Annotated in this window: 21 protein-coding genes; 6 read left to right on the top strand and 15 right to left on the bottom strand. The window is 36.5% G+C overall.

Annotation, left to right across the window (positions count from 1 at the left end; translation table 11 throughout):
* Positions 1–17 precede the first annotated feature (17 nt).
* Together Q0983_RS12155 and Q0983_RS12150 are read left to right on the top strand one after the other, a co-directional pair.
* Positions 18–596, top strand: a complete 579-nt coding sequence (locus tag Q0983_RS12155) for a hypothetical protein (RefSeq protein ID WP_299553468.1) — start codon at positions 18–20, stop codon at positions 594–596.
* Entirely contained in the window at positions 577–1,260 is a 684-nt protein-coding gene (locus Q0983_RS12150; protein WP_299553465.1) for a DUF2490 domain-containing protein, read from the top strand. Before Q0983_RS12155 ends, Q0983_RS12150 begins: the two co-directional genes overlap by 20 nt.
* A gap of 58 nt (positions 1,261–1,318) precedes the next feature.
* Here the strand turns inward: Q0983_RS12150 and aat are convergent, their stop codons facing one another.
* The 3 genes from aat to Q0983_RS12135 form a co-directional block, all read right to left on the bottom strand.
* Positions 1,319–1,948, bottom strand: a complete 630-nt coding sequence (gene aat, locus Q0983_RS12145; RefSeq protein ID WP_299553462.1) for a leucyl/phenylalanyl-tRNA--protein transferase — start codon at positions 1,946–1,948, stop codon at positions 1,319–1,321.
* Positions 1,949–2,080: 132 nt separating this feature from the next.
* Positions 2,081–2,458 carry a DUF3127 domain-containing protein gene (locus Q0983_RS12140; RefSeq protein WP_299553459.1) on the bottom strand — a complete coding sequence of 126 codons (378 nt, stop codon included), beginning with the start codon at positions 2,456–2,458 and terminating at the stop codon, positions 2,081–2,083.
* Positions 2,459–2,477: 19 nt separating this feature from the next.
* Entirely contained in the window at positions 2,478–3,356 is an 879-nt protein-coding gene (locus Q0983_RS12135; protein WP_299553456.1) for a flavin reductase family protein, read from the bottom strand.
* A gap of 121 nt (positions 3,357–3,477) precedes the next feature.
* On the opposite strand from Q0983_RS12135, the gene Q0983_RS12130 reads away from it, so the two are divergent.
* Together Q0983_RS12130 and Q0983_RS12125 are read left to right on the top strand one after the other, a co-directional pair.
* On the top strand, positions 3,478–4,629 hold the full coding sequence (locus tag Q0983_RS12130) for a HAMP domain-containing sensor histidine kinase (protein ID WP_299553453.1): 1,152 nt from the start codon (positions 3,478–3,480) through the stop codon (positions 4,627–4,629).
* Between the two features lie 3 nt (positions 4,630–4,632).
* Positions 4,633–4,983, top strand: a complete 351-nt coding sequence (locus tag Q0983_RS12125) for a hypothetical protein (RefSeq protein ID WP_299553450.1) — start codon at positions 4,633–4,635, stop codon at positions 4,981–4,983.
* Here Q0983_RS12125 and Q0983_RS12120 read toward each other — a convergent pair.
* Both Q0983_RS12120 and greA read right to left on the bottom strand, forming a co-directional pair.
* On the bottom strand, positions 4,978–5,367 hold the full coding sequence (locus tag Q0983_RS12120; protein ID WP_299553448.1) for an HIT family protein: 390 nt from the start codon (positions 5,365–5,367) through the stop codon (positions 4,978–4,980). The genes Q0983_RS12125 and Q0983_RS12120 overlap by 6 nt on opposite strands.
* A 10-nt stretch (positions 5,368–5,377) precedes the next feature.
* Positions 5,378–5,851 carry a transcription elongation factor GreA gene (gene greA / locus Q0983_RS12115; RefSeq protein WP_299553445.1) on the bottom strand — a complete coding sequence of 158 codons (474 nt, stop codon included), beginning with the start codon at positions 5,849–5,851 and terminating at the stop codon, positions 5,378–5,380.
* A gap of 240 nt (positions 5,852–6,091) precedes the next feature.
* Between greA and Q0983_RS12110 the strand changes: the two genes are divergently transcribed.
* On the top strand, positions 6,092–6,520 hold the full coding sequence (locus Q0983_RS12110) for a hypothetical protein (RefSeq protein ID WP_299553442.1): 429 nt from the start codon (positions 6,092–6,094) through the stop codon (positions 6,518–6,520).
* On the opposite strand, the gene pnuC (Q0983_RS12105) is transcribed toward Q0983_RS12110, so the two are convergent.
* From pnuC (Q0983_RS12105) to Q0983_RS12060, 10 genes are all read right to left on the bottom strand, one after another.
* The gene (gene pnuC / locus Q0983_RS12105) at positions 6,517–7,080 is read right to left on the bottom strand and encodes a nicotinamide riboside transporter PnuC (protein ID WP_299553439.1); all 564 of its coding nucleotides are present in this window, start codon (positions 7,078–7,080) and stop codon (positions 6,517–6,519) included. The genes Q0983_RS12110 and pnuC (Q0983_RS12105) overlap by 4 nt on opposite strands.
* Positions 7,080–7,838 (bottom strand): 2OG-Fe(II) oxygenase family protein, encoded by a 759-nt coding sequence (locus Q0983_RS12100; protein WP_299553436.1) that lies wholly within the window; start codon positions 7,836–7,838, stop codon positions 7,080–7,082. Before Q0983_RS12100 ends, pnuC (Q0983_RS12105) begins: the two co-directional genes overlap by 1 nt.
* 7 nt (positions 7,839–7,845) lie before the next feature.
* Complete coding sequence (locus Q0983_RS12095; RefSeq protein WP_299553433.1) at positions 7,846–9,981, bottom strand: TonB-dependent receptor; 2,136 nt, start codon at positions 9,979–9,981, stop codon at positions 7,846–7,848.
* A 339-nt stretch (positions 9,982–10,320) separates the two neighbouring features.
* Entirely contained in the window at positions 10,321–10,728 is a 408-nt protein-coding gene (gene arfB / locus Q0983_RS12090; RefSeq protein ID WP_299553430.1) for an alternative ribosome rescue aminoacyl-tRNA hydrolase ArfB, read from the bottom strand.
* The gene (locus tag Q0983_RS12085; RefSeq protein WP_299553427.1) at positions 10,728–12,278 is read right to left on the bottom strand and encodes a DUF4301 family protein; all 1,551 of its coding nucleotides are present in this window, start codon (positions 12,276–12,278) and stop codon (positions 10,728–10,730) included. The genes arfB and Q0983_RS12085 overlap by 1 nt, the downstream gene beginning before the upstream one ends.
* The gene (locus Q0983_RS12080) at positions 12,268–12,846 is read right to left on the bottom strand and encodes an ATP-binding protein (protein ID WP_299553424.1); all 579 of its coding nucleotides are present in this window, start codon (positions 12,844–12,846) and stop codon (positions 12,268–12,270) included. Before Q0983_RS12080 ends, Q0983_RS12085 begins: the two co-directional genes overlap by 11 nt.
* A complete protein-coding gene (gene pnuC, locus Q0983_RS12075; RefSeq protein ID WP_299553421.1) occupies positions 12,807–13,439 on the bottom strand; it encodes a nicotinamide riboside transporter PnuC in 633 nt (210 codons plus the stop codon). Before pnuC (Q0983_RS12075) ends, Q0983_RS12080 begins: the two co-directional genes overlap by 40 nt.
* Positions 13,423–13,683, bottom strand: coding sequence for a thiamine-binding protein (locus Q0983_RS12070; protein WP_299553418.1), 261 nt, complete (start codon positions 13,681–13,683; stop codon positions 13,423–13,425). Before Q0983_RS12070 ends, pnuC (Q0983_RS12075) begins: the two co-directional genes overlap by 17 nt.
* Before the next feature lie 133 nt (positions 13,684–13,816).
* Positions 13,817–14,542 carry a geranylgeranylglyceryl/heptaprenylglyceryl phosphate synthase gene (locus tag Q0983_RS12065; RefSeq protein WP_299553415.1) on the bottom strand — a complete coding sequence of 242 codons (726 nt, stop codon included), beginning with the start codon at positions 14,540–14,542 and terminating at the stop codon, positions 13,817–13,819.
* Position 14,543: 1 nt separating this feature from the next.
* On the bottom strand, positions 14,544–15,170 hold the full coding sequence (locus Q0983_RS12060) for a 4'-phosphopantetheinyl transferase superfamily protein (protein ID WP_299553412.1): 627 nt from the start codon (positions 15,168–15,170) through the stop codon (positions 14,544–14,546).
* Between the two features lie 65 nt (positions 15,171–15,235).
* On the opposite strand from Q0983_RS12060, the gene ahcY reads away from it, so the two are divergent.
* Entirely contained in the window at positions 15,236–16,552 is a 1,317-nt protein-coding gene (ahcY, locus tag Q0983_RS12055) for an adenosylhomocysteinase (RefSeq protein ID WP_299553409.1), read from the top strand.
* Positions 16,553–16,558 lie beyond the last annotated feature (6 nt).

Genomic DNA, 16,558 nt, shown 5'->3' with positions numbered 1-16,558 from the left:
ATAACATAAGTTCATTTATGAAATCCTTGTATATTGTTTGTATAATGCTTTGCTGTACTTTAAGTTTTTCGCAAACGAAAAATGAAAAGGAAGAACGTATTAAACCTTCGGAATTTCCGGAAGTGGCCCGAAGCCACTTTAACAATATTTCCGGTAAAGTGAAGTATTTAAAATTCTTTAAAGAAACGGATGGTGACAAGCAAAGTTTTGAAGCGAAGTTCAAATACAAAAGGCAGCATTACAGTGTAGAATTTGACAGCTTAGGTAAATTGGAAGATATTGAAATTGTAATCAAAGAAAAAGATATTCCCAGGGCAACTTTAGAGAACATCGAGAAGTATTACGACGAACATTTTAAGAAAGTACGCTTGATTAAAATTCAAAAACAATTTGTTAATATTACCAAAAGGACCGATAAGCAATTTATTAATTTCATTTTAAGAAAACCCAATAATAAACACACCCATTTTGAAATAATAGCTGAAATAAAAACTAAAAAACGCCGCGAATTACGAGAACTTACCTTTGACAGACACGGAAATTTTGAAAAATCGAGGCTTGTTACCTCGTCGTCATATGAGCATGCATTATATTAAAACCATCCCCTTTATTGTTCTTTTTTTTATTTGTTTTTCAGGATTAGCTCAGGATAACTTTGATGTTCTGGGTGAATCATCCTTCGCATTAAACCACAAAGTTTCTAAGGATTACAGCATGAATTTTGCCTTTAGAAGTCGTTATTTTTTACATAAAGATGCTTTGCAATACACCCAGCAGCAAGTGGATGTTTTCCATTTTTCAACCTTTAAATTGAATTTTATACATAAGTTGAGTTTTGGAGTATATTACCGAAACCGCGATTGGTTTGATACGGGTAGTGATGAATTGCGGTTTATGCAACAATTCAATTATATTAAACAGCGACTGGGTGTTCGTTATGGTCACCGATTTAGGTTAGAGCAACGTATTTTTGATAATTTCACCGCTTTTAGACAACGTTACCGTTTTGCAGTAGATTTTCCTTTAAATGGTGAAAAACTGGACATAGGCGAGGCTTATTTTATTGGTAGTACCGAAGCTTTATTAAGCCTTAGCAAAAAAACCACACCGCTTTTAGATCAAAGATTTACCACTCAAATAGGCTGGCAGGTAAGCCAAAGCTTAAAATTACAAGGCGGTTTGGAATATCGCTTGGAAAGTTATAATGCTTCAACAAAAAGCTTTCTATTTGTAATGACTAGTGCGATTTGTAAATTGTAGTAGTTTGTTTAATGTTTCAATATGGTTGCTCCTTAATAACCCAAATCGTTATCACAGATCAACCCTTTAAATGCTCCAAAAAAGTGTTTCTGGAAATCTCTTCGGCTCCCAAACTTTCCAAATGATTCGTATAGATCTGGCAATCTATCAATTTATAATCGGTGTTTTGTATAAACGTGATAAATCCTGCTTTACTGGCATTATTTACTTTGGCAAACATACTTTCGCCACAAAACACCCCATTGTTCAGATCAACGCCGTAAAAACCGCCAACAAGTGCATCATCTTGCCATACTTCAACAGATTTGGCATATCCCAGTTCATGTAATTTTATATAGGCATCGATTATACTTTTAGTGATCCAGGTACTTTCCTGTCCGTTTCGTTTGGCTTTAGCACATTCCTTAATAACAGCTTTAAAAGCCTGGTTTACCGTAACGGTAAAGTCCTTGTTACGCAAAACCTGCTTCATGCTTTTAGAAACCTTCAGTTTTTCAGGAAACAACACAAATCGTGGATCCGGGCTCCACCATAAAATAGGTTCTTCAGAATCAAACCAGGGAAAAATACCGGACTTATATGCCAGCACTAAACGTTCTACAGATAAGTCCCCACCAACAGCCAACAGCCCTTCGGAGGTAGCCTGATTCACATTTGGGAACCATATGTCATTGTTTAAATAATGCATCTAAAACATTCTTGATATTTTTTTCAAGGAAAATTCAAACTACAATATTGTGTAAAAATAACAAACCTCAACATTAATTTGTTGAGGTTTTTACTCGAGACCCTTCGACTGCGCTCAGGGTGACAATTTATACTAAAATGGCAGATCGTCGTGATCCTCTTCTTTTAGTTCTCCGGCAGGTTCAAAAGCATCCATTGGAGGTACCGGAGGCACATCGCCAGCAGCCGGTTCCTGCTGTACAGCTTCAATTCTCCAACCTTGAATAGAGTTAAAATATTTGGTTTCCCCCTGAGGATTCACCCATTCTCTACCACGTAAATTGATATTTATCTTTACTTGTTGTCCTACCTGATAATTGTTTAATAAGTCGGTTTTATCCTGAACAAATTCCACCATAATATGTTGCGGATACTGCTCCTCTGTGGTTACAACTATTTCTCGCTTTCTAAAACCATTGGCTCCAAAGGTTTGTGTTTCTCCTATAACTTTAATTCTTCCTTGAACTTCCATTTCTTAATTTATATATTTATTATTTATTCTCACTTAATAGTATTTTCCACGCACTTTCCACATCTCCAAAGCTTAAATAGTTGCGTGCCAATTTATGCTTTTCTCTGTGCGTTGCTGTTTTTATGTTCGGATAGCGATCACTTAAATCATTTATAAAAGCTGCAACATCTTCTTCGTTTGGTAAAGTTTCTACATTACCTAACATCCCTAGATCGTTTCCGGTTAAGATCATACTGTTTTTCACATGCTCCGGAAAACTATCAACACCAATGCCTAACGTTGCTATGGGTTTGGGTATTTCAAAAAAGCCCTTTTTAGCTCTACTGTAAAAGCTACCTCCGGCGCGGGCTACCAAATCCAATTTAGTTTGATTGATGGTTTCATCTTCATTTAAAACGGCATCATCGACATGCAACTTTAACACCTCACAGATCACCAAATTACCCGCACCGCCTTCAGATCCTAATGCCACCACCTCATTCACTTTACATTCAAACTGTACCGGTGATTCTCCTACCCTGAATGGCTTGACCAAATCGGACTTTAACATGGTTAAACCTGCTTTTTCAAACTCATTAACCCCTTCCGGATATTCCGTACTGCTCAATGACATTTGATGCACCATATCAAAATTCACCACATTAATAACCACTTCTTTTGTGGTTTCAACGTTATGCAATGTATGTTTGGTTGTATTGTCCCTAACCCGTCTTGCCGGTGAAAAAATCATAACCGGCGGATTAGCACTAAACACATTAAAAAAACTAAAAGGTGACAAATTTGGTGTCCCGTTTTTATCAACAGTACTCGCAAAAGCAATGGGTCTGGGTGCTACAGCGCTCAACAAATAGCTGTGCAATTTCCCGGTTGATAATTCTTTTGGTTCAAACGACGCCATTAAACGCTTTTAGTTTCAACAAATGTAACCAATAAAGCGTGCAACTAAAAACCGATTTACTAACAACTTGGGCAATAATATTAACAGATTTACATTATATTACATGTTAAATTAAGTTTTAATGATGTTTACTAAGCACCAAAATGCCTTTCGCTGGTTTATTGTAGCTGCCTCATTTATTGTTGTGTCTGTTATCATGTGGAAAACCTATGAGTTTTTTCAGCACTTTAAGCATGAAGAACGCACTAAAATGGAAATTTTGGCGTCTTCTCATTCAGATTTAATAAAAACGGATAATCTTAATGCTGATATGGGAGATTTGCCACTAAAGGTAATTACCAGTAATAAAACAACACCTATGATCATGGTCAACAAAGACGGCATCATAGACTTCAACAATATAGACCCGATAAAAGCCAAAGATTCCATATATATACAGAAACTAATAGCAAAATTTGAAAAGGAAAATACACCTCTGGAAGTATCTTATGACGGTAAATTGTTCATCACTATTTATTATGGCAACTCACCGTTGCTTAACAGGCTTAAGTACTATCCTTTGGCACTGATACTTATTGTAGTATTGTTTGGAGCTGTGATCTTCTTTTTTTACAGCAGCAATAAAAATGCAACCCAGAATAAGCTTTGGTCCGGTATGGCAAAAGAGACCGCGCATCAAATTGGCACACCATTATCCTCTTTAATTGGTTGGACTGAGATTTTAAAAAGCGAAAATATCAATCCCGATTATATTAATGAAATTGAAAAGGATGTTGACCGATTAAAGATCATCACGGAACGTTTTAGTAAAATTGGATCTTTACCGACGCTGGAAACCGCCAATATTGTTGAAGAAACTATTAATTCATACGATTATTTAAAAGCCAGAGCGTCTGACCTTATCGAGTTTAAACTGATAACTCCGGATGACCATATTCCCGTTGAACTAAACAAGCAATTATACAGCTGGACGATTGAGAATCTGGTTAAAAATGCTATTGATGCCATGAAAGGGCGTGGCAAGTTAACAGTTGAAATTTCCCAGCTGGAAAACAACGTAAAAGTAACGGTAACCGATACCGGAAAGGGCATTCCGAAAAAGCATTTTAATAAAATTTTCGAACCCGGTTTTACCACTAAAAAACGGGGTTGGGGATTAGGTTTATCGCTCACCAAACGCATTATTGAAGATTTTCACAATGGTAAAATAAAAGTGCTCCACTCTGAAAAAGATAAAGGCACTACCATTCAAATAAGCTTAAAACATGCTTAAGTTATGAGTGAATCATTTATTAATTTAAAAGAAGTTGTTTTAAAGAATAACTGCCCGGAGTGTTTCAACAATGAAGGGCTACGGCTCACTTTTCAACAGAAAATAGTGGAGACTAAGTTTTACAGGTCCGTTACTTCGGATGTCAGTCATATTTTAGAATGTAAGGTATGTAACTCTATTATTTATCCGGTGCAATGGACCGATGCTATTGAACGTGTATTTGAATATCAGCAAAAAGCTATACAACCCAAAAAGCCCTCAAAATATTTGAAACAGGCTTCCTGGATTGCTATTTTATTATTTGCCCTGGTAATTATTGTTATTACCGTATTGGCAATTTATCCTATTTTATAGATGGGCTTGAATAGACCTGGCTATTTCCTGGAATTCCTCAGTAGATAATTTTTCCTTTTTAATAAAACGGGCGTCATCCATGGAATGTAACGGAATTAAGTGTACATGCACATGTGGCACCTCTAATCCAATAACCGACACACCAACTCTTTCACACGGAATGGCTTTTTCAATAGCCATCGCAATGGTTCTTGAAAAACTCATGAGTCCGTTATAGGTGGCTTCGTCTAAATCGAAAATCTTGTCAACCTCCTTTTTAGGGATACAAAGGGTATGCCCTTTACTGTTTGGGTTAATATCAAGAAACGCAAAGAATTCCTCCGTTTCGGCTATCTTGTAACAGGGAATATCGCCATTAACTATTTTCGTGAAAATTGAAGCCATAAACCAAAGTTTATCGTGTTATCTCAATAATATCGAATTTCATGACACCATTTGGCACCTGAATTTCTGCTACTTCACCTACAGATTTCCCTAACAAGCCCTTGCCAATTGGAGAATTTACCGAAATTTTACCCGAAGCCAAATCTGCTTCACTTTCGGCTACCAAGGTATAGGTCATTTCCATACCGTTGGTTTGGTTCTTTATTTTAACGGTTGATAACACCAATACTTTTGAAGTGTCCAGTTGTGATTCATCAATCAATCTGGCATTAGCCAAGGTTTCTTCCATTTTAGATATTTTCATTTCTAAAAGCCCCTGTGCTTCTTTTGCTGCATCATACTCTGCATTTTCACTCAAATCGCCCTTATCTCTTGCTTCTGCAATGGCTTGAGATGCTTTTGGGCGCTCAACATCCTTTAAGTGATTTAACTCGTCTCTTAATTTTTTTAATCCTTCTGCCGTGTAATAAGATACTTTACTCATAACTTCATCGTTTACTCACTAGGTGAGGTTTATAATGCTTCGGGCATGACCTCGAATATTTAAAATAGTTTTTGCTAAACACCTCATATTGCATACATAGAGGTAGTTTATTGAATAAAAAGATGCTGAACGTGTTCAGCATCAAAAAAATCCCGCTTTCACGAGATTGCAAATGCAAATATACAAAATATTTAAGTGTGTTTGCTTTTTGTTGTAAATTGCGGCTCACATTTATAGCATATGAAAGTTATTTATATCCTTATTTGCCTGGTCTTTCTAAGTGCCTGTAGTGGAAATTCAGGAGAAGACGAAAACTGCAAGTTTTTGTTAGACGTCAATGTTCATGAAACTATAAATTTAAGTCTCCCTCAATACAGTCAGTTGCAATTTGCAGGAAATTCGATATATATCCCTAATGCCGGAAACGCCGGTATTATTATTGCCAGTACCGGCTTTGATTTTTATGCCTGGGATGCCAGTGACCCTAATCGTGTGCCAAGTGCCTGTTCCACTTTGGTACCTTCCGGATTAGAAGCTACTTCCAGTTGCCCTGATAAGAACAAATACAGCCTTGTTACCGGAGCGCCTTTAGAAAATTCGTCGTTACGCTGTTCTCTTAAGTTTTATAGAGTTGAAAAAAACGGGAATAACCTTTTGATTTTTAATTAAGCGGGTTGCATTTGTTGCTTCCACTTGAAATAGCCAACAAAAGAAAAGATCAAATACACAACGGTTAAGGCACTATACCAGTTTAAATCTTTACCTAAATACAGCGCAATGGTAACGCCGTTAATTACAATCCAAAATTTCCAGGAACCCAGCCATTTTTTAACTTCCATATAGCTGGCTATGAAACTAAAAATGGTAGTATGGGCATCTAAATACGGGGCTGCCGCATCGGTATAATTCCCAAAGAAATAACCCAATAACAGGGAAAGCACTTCTCCTATTAGAATGATAAACAAATAATGTCTCACAGGTAAATCAGTCACCTTAAAAACCTGGTTCTGTTGCGTAGACCTTTTCCAATATATCCAACCATAAACTCCAATGATCACATAATAGGTGTATAAAATAGCTTCGGAATACAATTGTGTTTTATAAAATAATACAATACTGAATAAAGAACCTATAATGCCAAAGAGCCAGCAAAGAATTTGCTCCTTAATCAGGAATACCAAATAAGCCAGTCCACATATCACCGCTATTATTTCTAAATATAGGTCCATTAAAAAAGCGACAAATAGTTTTGATAATAGGCTTCACTTGTAAACTGCCTGCCATGAAACTCCAAATGTTGAAAGGGCTTTGGTATGGAAAAAAAAGCAAAGGAAAAACGTTCCAAACTTTTGTTTGTAAAATCTACCTGATGTCCTAAAGCTTTATATGCCCCTTTGGTGAGATACTCTAACAAATAGCCCGGGAAGACTATAATATTATCTACCGTTTTTAATACTTGTTTTTGGCCTAAGGCATTATGATGTGCAAATCCCTCGGGAACTCCAAAAACAAAAACTGTAAACAACGACACATCTACATGTTTAGACAATCGCAATTCTGATGAAACACTTTCATTAACAGGTGGGTAGTAATTGCAGGATACCATATGCCCGATGTTAGCCTCATAAAATTGCCTTAGTCCCGGAATTTTCAAATCATCCATAATCTCCCATTCAACCTGTCTTATTCGCGTTATTAAATGATCCCATTCCTGAGTTAAGAAGGGATGAAACGCTTTGGGAAAATCTTCTTTTTTAGAGAATTCAGACAATACAAAGGAGTGCAACAAATCCGTATCGTATTGATTCAAGCTATCTTTTTGGCCTAAATAAGAATACCCATCAAACGCACCTTTATAGTGCGCTTGAAGGTAGTCACGTTTATAAACTTCCGGTTTTTCAAGAAAGGCCTTAAATCCCTTTTTGAGAACGCTATCAGAACTCTTAAAATATGCCGTTTCTACTAAACCAAAGGCTTCAGGTAACATTCTAATATCAAAATCTTAATGTAGCCCCAACCAGGAAGTTTGTTGTAGCCTGTGGATAGAACCCGGCAAAATAGCCCGTAGTTGTGCCCGTAGGACTAGATGAATCATCAAAATCAAACGAGCCAAAGTAACCGTTAGACACATATTCCTTATTGAATATATTATTTACTAAAGCAGATAACACAATTGATTTAAATATCTTATTCGGTTTGATCTCATAAACCACGTTAAAATCACTTACAAAATAGCTATCTAACACAGATTCGGATGAATCTATATTACCCATATATTGTTCACCAACATATTTACTTAAAAGTGATAATTGTAAGTTTTCCGCTGGAAAGAAGTTAAGGGCATTACCTATAACCAAATCCGGTGAAAATGAAATATTAGTATTTCCCAGGTCTACTAATTCTCCATCAATAGAACTTGTGAAATCTCTATTTTTATTTCTACTTAAAGCTACGTTTGTAGACGTACTGAACGCGTTACAGAACTTAATATTGGCATCAACCTCTAACCCCAATCTATAGCTCTTACCACTGGTGGCTCTTATAGGGCTTCCAACATCATCCAATTCGCCGGTTAGCACCAGTTGATTCTGATAGAACATATAGTAAATATTAGTATTTACGGCTACTTTACCAGTGTTATGACGCCACCCTAATTCAATATCATTCAAAGTTTCATTTTCTGTTACTCCGGCTTTAAAATCATCACGATTAGGCTCTCTATTCGCTCTGGCATAAGAGGCATAAAAACTATTGGCTTCGCCAGACCTATAGGTTAATCCGAACTTAGGATTAAAAAAACTAAAATCTGCATCGGTTACAAATAATTCCCTGTCAGAATTCAAACCATTGGTTTTGTAACTCACAAAACGACCCTGTAAGTCTACAAATCCGGTAATTTCTTTACTTAATTGAAATGTTGCTTTTGAGAACACACTAAAATCATTCTTAGTGGCATCACCTTCGTAGTAACGGTCGCGAATATCAGTGTTTGCTGCTAAATCAGAGCCCCAGATCACTTCTCCAAAGTGATCGCCGGTATACACACTATAGGATAATCCCGAAATAATTTCAAAACCATTATTCTTATAGGTTACGTTAGCATTGGCTACATAAAAATCGTTATCCAGCCATCTGCGTACTATAACATCAGAATCGTCTTCAATTAAATTTGCAAAATCTGCAGCTGACTCTTCAGGTTTGTATTGTTCAAAATACCCTTTCCCTTTGGTATAGTTTAAACTAATATTTGTAGACCAGTTATTATCAAAACGTTCATTCCAATGTAATTGAAAATGATCTTGCCAATAGTTATCGGTTTCATTGTCGTAGGTATACGGATTTTGGCGACGGTCTTCCCTAAGCTGTTCTGCTGTTAATCCGGCCCATGACTGATACGTATATTCCTTCCCTCCAAAAGTTATGGCTTTAATTAAGGTATTATCATCTTTATAAACCCCCTGTAAAAAGAAGGCCTTTAAATCTGTAAAAGCTCTATCTACATAACCATCGGAATCTATTTTTGAGAAACGTCCTGAAACTTCAAAATGATCATTCAATAGGCCTGTACTCAATTTCACGGTGTGTCTTCTTGTATTGTAACTACCAACACTTGTTGAAATTTCACCATAAGCCTCTTTTGAAAAAGCATCCGTTAGCAAATTCAAACTAGCTCCAAAAGCACCTGAACCATTAGTTGATGTCCCTACACCACGCTGTAATTGTAAACTTTCTGTTGACGAAACAAAGTCTCCCAAGTTTACCCAAAACGTTCCCTGACTTTCAGCATCGTTATACGGAATACCGTTAATAGTTACATTGACGCGTGTTGCATCTGTACCACGTACTCTAATACCGGTATAACCAATACCTGCTCCGGCATCACTGGTTGTTACTACGGATGGCAAGTAATTTAGTAAAATAGGAATATCCTGCCCTAAATTACGTTTAGCTAATTCTTCTTTACTAACATTAGAATGCGTAATAGGTGAGTTGGCATCTACTCTTACCGCTTTTACTAAAACTTCATCTAATTTTTCTGTTGAAGTTGAGTCCTGTTGTACTTGATTTTGTTGTGCACTCGCACTGACTGATAACACTAAAAGTGCTAAAAAAAGAAATAAATTTTTCATGTCGATTAAAAAATTATAATCGAATAAAAAGAGGTAATTATTCTTTTGGTTTATAAAATGATTTGTTTCGAACGTCGCAAACTTGCAAAAAAGCATTGCTTTTTCGGTACTCGCTAAAAACATCTACCGGATGTTTTCTTAACGTTCGTAATCCCTAAACAGCATTACCTGTTCCAGGTTCATTGGGTATGATCTCAGCCCTCCGGAAGTTAAAAGTTAAACGTTAAAAGTCTTAATGACTACCAACTGAAAACTGAAAACTGGAAAAGCACCCCTTTTTGAGAACGGCGCAAAGATACACCAGAATTGCGAATTATAAATCATGTTGTATGATTTTTTTTAATCCATATCCGGTTTTTGCCTGTTAGCCTTTTTTTCTGCCTGTTTCCGTTTGTTCTTCAATCGCTTTCTGATAACAGACCTAGGCGTTTTTGTAGCGACTCTTTTTTTCCTGACTATTAAGGACCGCCGAATCAATTCAAAAAACCGTTTAATTACTAATGCTTTGTTTTTATGCTGACTTCTGGTGTCATCACATTGTAAGACAAGTACTCCGTCTTTGGTTAATTTATGGCGAAGCTTTAATAAAAGTTGTTGTTTTTGATCTTCTGAAAACACCAAAGAATTGTTCAAATCGAAATATAATTCAACTTTTGTAGCCACCTTGTTCACATGCTGACCACCACTTCCGGAGCTTTTCACCGCCTTGAATGTAAATTCTTTTAATAAGGCTTCTTCGCTAAACATTATTCTACCTGATGCGCCGGTTTTAGTAAATCATTTACCGTTTTTACCGGATTAAACGTTTCTAAAGGAACTTCAACAAAAACCGAATTCCAATAGGCCATACTACCGTTCCATAACCCGGGCAGTTCCAAAGCTTTAACATCTGTTCCGTTTTGAGTTTTCATGGTTATAAAGGCAGCCTCATGATCTACATACGCTTTAAGGTTGAATTTTTCGCCCTTATAATTTTTAACCCCACAAACCAAATCTGTTGGGTTGAAATGAGTTGCTTTATAAACTATGCCTTGCTGTTCTTTACTACTAAAATTAATTTGAGCAAATTCGACTATTTGAAGTGAAACATTACCTTCATTATCCCTTACCCAAAAGGGCCCTCCGCCCGGTTGTCCTTCATTTTTAACCATGCCACACACTCTAATCGGTCTGTTGAGTTTTTCTTTTAAATAAGCACTTTTCCTGTCTGAGTTATAGTCGTCAAAATCTGGTGAAACAGTTACATTTAACCTATGAATTAAAAACAATGCCATAATTTTGAAGTCTTCATCATCGCAATCATTTTTATCTAATTTATTCAAATAGGCAAATACTTTTTCCTGGACACTTAACAGTACGCCTGCCAATAATTTTTTGTATTCTGAAATAGCTACATTTTTATCTGCAACGGTAATGTTATCTATATTCTTGATAAAGATAAGGTCATAATCTAAATCGTTTAAATTTTCTAAAAGTGCTCCATGACCAGCCGGTCTGAATAAAATAGAATCATTTTCATTTCTATAGATCGAATTATCTGAAGTTAGCGCTACAGTTTCGGTAGCTTCTTTTTGATAGGAGTAGGTAACTTTAAATTCAACACCAGTGGCTTTTTTCAGATCTTCGTTTATTCTTTCAAACTCAGACTTAAAGTAATCCTGATGTTTTTCCGAAACTGTAAAATGTAAATTTGCCTTTCCATTTGAACTTGCATATAAAGTTGATTCCAACAAATGTTCACCAAACGCTGTAACCATATCTTCTTCATATCTATGAAATGGCAATAATCCTTTTGGAAAAAAACTATAGTTTAAAGCCTCTTTATTCAACATAGCTTTTACAAACGCAATACATGTTTCATCATGCGAAAAGTAGTCAAAATCAGGGACCGTTCTCTTCAACTCCCTAATGACTTCCGTATAAAATGGTAATGCTTCCAAACTCGAAAAAAAGATTCTTACCAAATCATTATTTTGTCTGTCAATAAACTGGCTGAGCGTTTCTTTGTCAGAATTAAACGTTCTTAGAAACTGAAATAGAAATTTAAACATTCTGGTGGCTGCTCCGGAAGCCGGTACAAACTTTATAATAGATAAGTCCTCTTTCTTCTTTTCATAGTAGCTGATATAATCCTGCATTTCATTTTCACTAAAGCGTTCAATGCCTCTTCCAATGGTAGCAGCGGCTAATAGCTTAGAATAAGACATCCCGTTTTTTAAACGCGCTATTTGGGCATAAACCTGATCTACAGTGATCCCTTTTTTATGTATTAGTTGAATGTCTTTTTCAGTGAACATTATTTTTCTTTTTTAATAGCTCATCAATATGTTTAACTGCTGTTTTCAGACGCTCCTCTTTATTTCCTCTTATGAGCACATACGGCCTGTTTTGTTTTATCAATTCGTTCTGAAAAGCTTCAAACATGCGTTCTCTTTCGTTCGGTTTATCCCGTAAATCATCTGCTTCCCATGGGGTATCAATATAGGTTAAAAAATACAAATCATACGTGTTTTTTAAAGCATATTTTTCAAGAATCGGATCACAATTCCCAACATAATAGGCTTCCGAATATACTTTGGTTTCCAATAAGTCCGTATCACAAATTAAAACCGTATCGGTTTTTTCGGCCAACTCATTTTCAAGGCGCATTTGTCCCTCGGCTATGGGCAATAAATCTTTTGGTTCACAGGTTTTACGTTCATTGTTCCATTTATTTTGAAGATACTCGCGGGCATACTCCGGTACCCAGACCGAGTTGTAATACCTGGCCAGCTGTCTGGACAATGTTGTTTTTCCGGTAGATTCCGGACCAAACAAAACTATTTTTATACAGTTCGCAGGCTGTTGTTTAAGCTTTTCTTCCATGCCATATATCCTTGGATTGCTAAAATAGTAAAGATTAAGTACTGAAGCGATAACATACCCCAACCCCTGGAAGCATATAACGGAACCGTTATAATATCAGCGAAGATCCAAAGGGTCCAATTTTCAATTTTCTTATTAGCCATGTACCACATAGCTGTGAAAAAAACACCCGAAGTAAAAATATCAATGTAGTTTGACGGTCCTATTTCTGTCCCATATCCTTTATAAACAATATAGGTTACCAACATGGTTAAAAGAAACATTGCAAAACCAATTAACTTCTCTTTATTGTTAGTTCTTGAAATAGGCACAATATATTTGTTCTCTTTTTTTCTGGACCAATTCCACCATCCATAAATACTCATGACTGAATAATAGAAATTCATCATCATGTCTCCCATTAATTCATCCTTCAAAAAAATATAAACGGTAATTACAGTGGCTATTAATCCTGTTGGATAAACTAATATATTTTCCTTTTTTGCATAAACCACACTGGCAATTCCAAAAACAAACGCAATTGCTTCCAGAACTATAAGATCTGCTTCCCTGTTTCTGTACGGTTCGAAAAAAAAATCAAAAATGGGGCTCATAGTCGTGTCTGTCAGACTTAACAATTTTCATATATAGCAAACCTTTATCAACCAGTTCAAAAGCTTCTTTTACTTCAGAGTTCAACACATGCATCACCTCGTCGTAATCACCATATACCTGGGTACTTAAAGGATTCTCCAAAACTTTTAAGTTGGATGCTCTTAATTTTTTGATAAAATGAATAATAGCCGGTTCAAAGTCGTCCTGTAATGGCGTTAATGTTAATTCTACTGATATTTTCATAAGTATTGGTGGCTGAGGCTCTCGAAGTCACCGCAATTTTTGAGTTAATGTCGCTTTGAGAACCCCTGCGACCTATTTTATTCTTTATGAGATACTGAACTAAATTCAGCACAAGCAAGTTCAGTATGACAAATTACGATCGTAATTCGTCAAAAAACGATTCGTCTTCTTCAAAAGCGGTTCCAATAACTACCCAATCTGCTCCTGCTTTATAAGCCTGATCCAGCTGTTGTTTAGTTCTTATGCCTCCTCCTACAATGATTGGAATACTTATTTCCTTCTTTACTTTAGCTATAATATCCCCGGCAACCGGATGCTTTGCTCCGCTTCCCGCTTCTAAATAAATAAGCTTCATCCCCAATAGTTCCCCAGCCTTTGCGGTATCAATGATTTTCTGAATATTATTAATTAATAAAGGTTTTGTATTTGTCTCGCGCTCAACGGCCGTTTCCTTTCCGCCTTCAATTAAAATATAGCCAGTTGAAATTACTTCCAGCTGTGTTTTAGCCAGTTTTGAAATAGATTTAACGTGCTTACCTATTAAATATTCCGGGTTCCTTCCCGAAATAAGCGATAAAAATAAAAGTCCGTCAGCTTTATCGGTAATCTGATTGACATCACCCGGGAACAATAGTATGGGAAGGTTTGTATGCTTTTTTATTTCATTAACTAAAACTTCCGTTGCATTTCCTTCAACAGTACTTCCACCGACAAAAATATGGGTTGTAACCGACTGATTTAATTTTGAAATAAAATTGGCAGTGTTAGCCAGGGGCATCTTATCCGGATCTATTAAAACCGATAATAATTTGTCTCCTCTTAAAATGGATGATTGTATGTTCGTATAAATTGTATCCATTTTAAGCCGTAACATAAGCGCATGAAAACCCTTCGAATTCTAAAAATCGGACATCATAACGGTGCTTTTTGCTTTTATAGTCAATCCAAGCCGTGGTTTCATTATCTTCAATTCTAAAAGGAATAGCCAGGCAATGGTCTTTAAAGCTTAATCCGGGCGTTGCAAAAAGTTTGTATAACGATTCTTTTATACACCAAAGCAAGGTAAGCTTTCTAATATAATCCGGAGCTTTTTTATCTAAGTAGTCGCTCTCATAATCAATAAACTTATGAGCTATTACAGTAATCTTGTCTCGCTGTTTTTCTACATCAATCCCAACCATTAAATCACTAATAATGACTGCAGCATAGTTAAAGGAGTGTGTAATCGATATCTGTTTCCCGTCCTTTAAATGGGGCTTCCCGCAATCATCATAGTACAAATCGGCATCCTGATAACCAAACGCCCGTAACAAATGACGAACACTTAAAAACCCGCGTTGGTGCATTTCGCTTTTCATATCTTCAACGCGCTCCAAACTTGTCTGAGTTAAAGCAAGCGGTTTCATTAGGTCCTCATAAGACTCAGTGATCTTCCAGACTTTAACACAAGTTTGTGAATTGGGAGTAATGGTTTTATATAGAGGCATTTAATTTTCTGAAAGTTATTGGTTATCTTTGCGGTCTAAAATTTAAGACCCACAAATATAACAATATGAGTACAAAAACAGTTGCTTACGTTCCTAATAAGGTTAAAGATATTTCATTAGCCGCCTGGGGAAGAAAAGAGATTGAATTGGCCGAAGCCGAAATGCCCGGGTTAATGAGTTTACGTGAAGAGTATAAAGATACCCAACCGCTTAAAGGCGCGCGTATTGCCGGTTGTTTACATATGACCATTCAAACAGCCGTATTAATTGAAACCCTGCAAGCTTTAGGCGCTGAAGTAACCTGGAGTTCTTGTAACATTTTCTCTACGCAAGATCATGCCGCAGCTGCTATTGCTGATGCCGGAACCGCTGTTTATGCATGGAAAAACATGACCGAAGAAGAATTTGACTGGTGTATTGAACAAACCTTATTTTTTGGTGAAGACAGACAACCACTTAACATGATCCTTGATGATGGTGGCGATTTAACCAATATGGTTTTAGATAAATACCCTGAATTAGTTTCTGGTATTAAAGGTTTGAGTGAAGAAACCACTACCGGTGTTCACCGTTTATACGAGCGTGTTAAAAACGGTACGTTGCCTATGCCTGCCATTAATGTAAATGATAGTGTTACCAAAAGTAAATTTGATAATAAATACGGTTGTAAAGAAAGTGCCGTTGATGCTATTCGTCGTGCAACAGATATTATGTTAGCGGGAAAACGTGTAGTAGTTTGTGGTTATGGTGATGTTGGTAAAGGTACAGCTGCCTCTTTTAGAGGGGCCGGAAGTATTGTTACCATAACAGAAATTGATCCGATTTGTGCACTACAAGCAGCCATGGATGGTTTTGAAGTAAAGCGTTTGGAAACTGTTGTTGCCAATGCCGATGTAGTCATCACAACTACAGGAAACAAAGACATTGTTAGAGCGGAGCATTTTGAAGCTTTAAAAGACAAAGCCATTGTATGTAACATTGGGCATTTTGATAATGAAATTGATATGGCCTGGTTAAATGCTAACTACGGCGATACTAAAGTAGAGATCAAACCTCAGGTTGATAAATATTCTGTTAACGGAAAAGACGTTATCATTTTAGCCGAAGGACGTTTAGTTAATTTAGGTTGTGCTACGGGACACCCGAGTTTTGTAATGAGTAACTCATTTACTAACCAGACTTTGGCTCAAATTGAGCTTTGGAATAATTCTGAAGCTTATGAAAACAAAGTGTATATGCTGCCTAAACATTTAGATGAAAAAGTGGCAAAATTACATTTAGCTAAGATTGGCGTTGAGTTAACAGAACTCAGAGAAGACCAGGCCGAATATATTGGCGTTACTGTTGAAGGCCCTTATAAGCCAGAACACTACAGATATTAATTATCA

Source organism: Seonamhaeicola sp. (assembly GCF_028281565.1).
Classification (GTDB): Bacteria; Bacteroidota; Bacteroidia; order Flavobacteriales; family Flavobacteriaceae; genus Seonamhaeicola.
Note: the sequence above shows the minus strand (reverse complement) of the source record. Positions and strands in the feature narration are given on the sequence as shown.

Coding starts and splice junctions, on each gene's coding strand:
- Q0983_RS12095 (WP_299553433.1), bottom strand. CDS start 9,981: ATGAAAAATTTATTTCTTTTTTTAGCACTTTTAGTGTTATCAGTCAGT.
- greA (WP_299553445.1), bottom strand. CDS start 5,851: ATGAGTAAAGTATCTTATTACACGGCAGAAGGATTAAAAAAATTAAGA.
- Q0983_RS12130 (WP_299553453.1), top strand. CDS start 3,478: ATGATGTTTACTAAGCACCAAAATGCCTTTCGCTGGTTTATTGTAGCT.
- Q0983_RS12065 (WP_299553415.1), bottom strand. CDS start 14,542: ATGGATACAATTTATACGAACATACAATCATCCATTTTAAGAGGAGAC.
- Q0983_RS12060 (WP_299553412.1), bottom strand. CDS start 15,170: ATGCCTCTATATAAAACCATTACTCCCAATTCACAAACTTGTGTTAAA.
- Q0983_RS12110 (WP_299553442.1), top strand. CDS start 6,092: ATGAAAGTTATTTATATCCTTATTTGCCTGGTCTTTCTAAGTGCCTGT.
- Q0983_RS12070 (WP_299553418.1), bottom strand. CDS start 13,683: ATGAAAATATCAGTAGAATTAACATTAACGCCATTACAGGACGACTTT.
- aat (WP_299553462.1), bottom strand. CDS start 1,948: ATGCATTATTTAAACAATGACATATGGTTCCCAAATGTGAATCAGGCT.
- Q0983_RS12085 (WP_299553427.1), bottom strand. CDS start 12,278: ATGTTCACTGAAAAAGACATTCAACTAATACATAAAAAAGGGATCACT.
- arfB (WP_299553430.1), bottom strand. CDS start 10,728: ATGTTTAGCGAAGAAGCCTTATTAAAAGAATTTACATTCAAGGCGGTG.
- Q0983_RS12125 (WP_299553450.1), top strand. CDS start 4,633: ATGAGTGAATCATTTATTAATTTAAAAGAAGTTGTTTTAAAGAATAAC.
- Q0983_RS12135 (WP_299553456.1), bottom strand. CDS start 3,356: ATGGCGTCGTTTGAACCAAAAGAATTATCAACCGGGAAATTGCACAGC.
- pnuC (WP_299553439.1), bottom strand. CDS start 7,080: ATGGACCTATATTTAGAAATAATAGCGGTGATATGTGGACTGGCTTAT.
- Q0983_RS12100 (WP_299553436.1), bottom strand. CDS start 7,838: ATGTTACCTGAAGCCTTTGGTTTAGTAGAAACGGCATATTTTAAGAGT.
- Q0983_RS12155 (WP_299553468.1), top strand. CDS start 18: ATGAAATCCTTGTATATTGTTTGTATAATGCTTTGCTGTACTTTAAGT.
- Q0983_RS12120 (WP_299553448.1), bottom strand. CDS start 5,367: ATGGCTTCAATTTTCACGAAAATAGTTAATGGCGATATTCCCTGTTAC.
- Q0983_RS12150 (WP_299553465.1), top strand. CDS start 577: ATGAGCATGCATTATATTAAAACCATCCCCTTTATTGTTCTTTTTTTT.
- Q0983_RS12080 (WP_299553424.1), bottom strand. CDS start 12,846: ATGGAAGAAAAGCTTAAACAACAGCCTGCGAACTGTATAAAAATAGTT.
- ahcY (WP_299553409.1), top strand. CDS start 15,236: ATGAGTACAAAAACAGTTGCTTACGTTCCTAATAAGGTTAAAGATATT.
- pnuC (WP_299553421.1), bottom strand. CDS start 13,439: ATGAGCCCCATTTTTGATTTTTTTTTCGAACCGTACAGAAACAGGGAA.
- Q0983_RS12140 (WP_299553459.1), bottom strand. CDS start 2,458: ATGGAAGTTCAAGGAAGAATTAAAGTTATAGGAGAAACACAAACCTTT.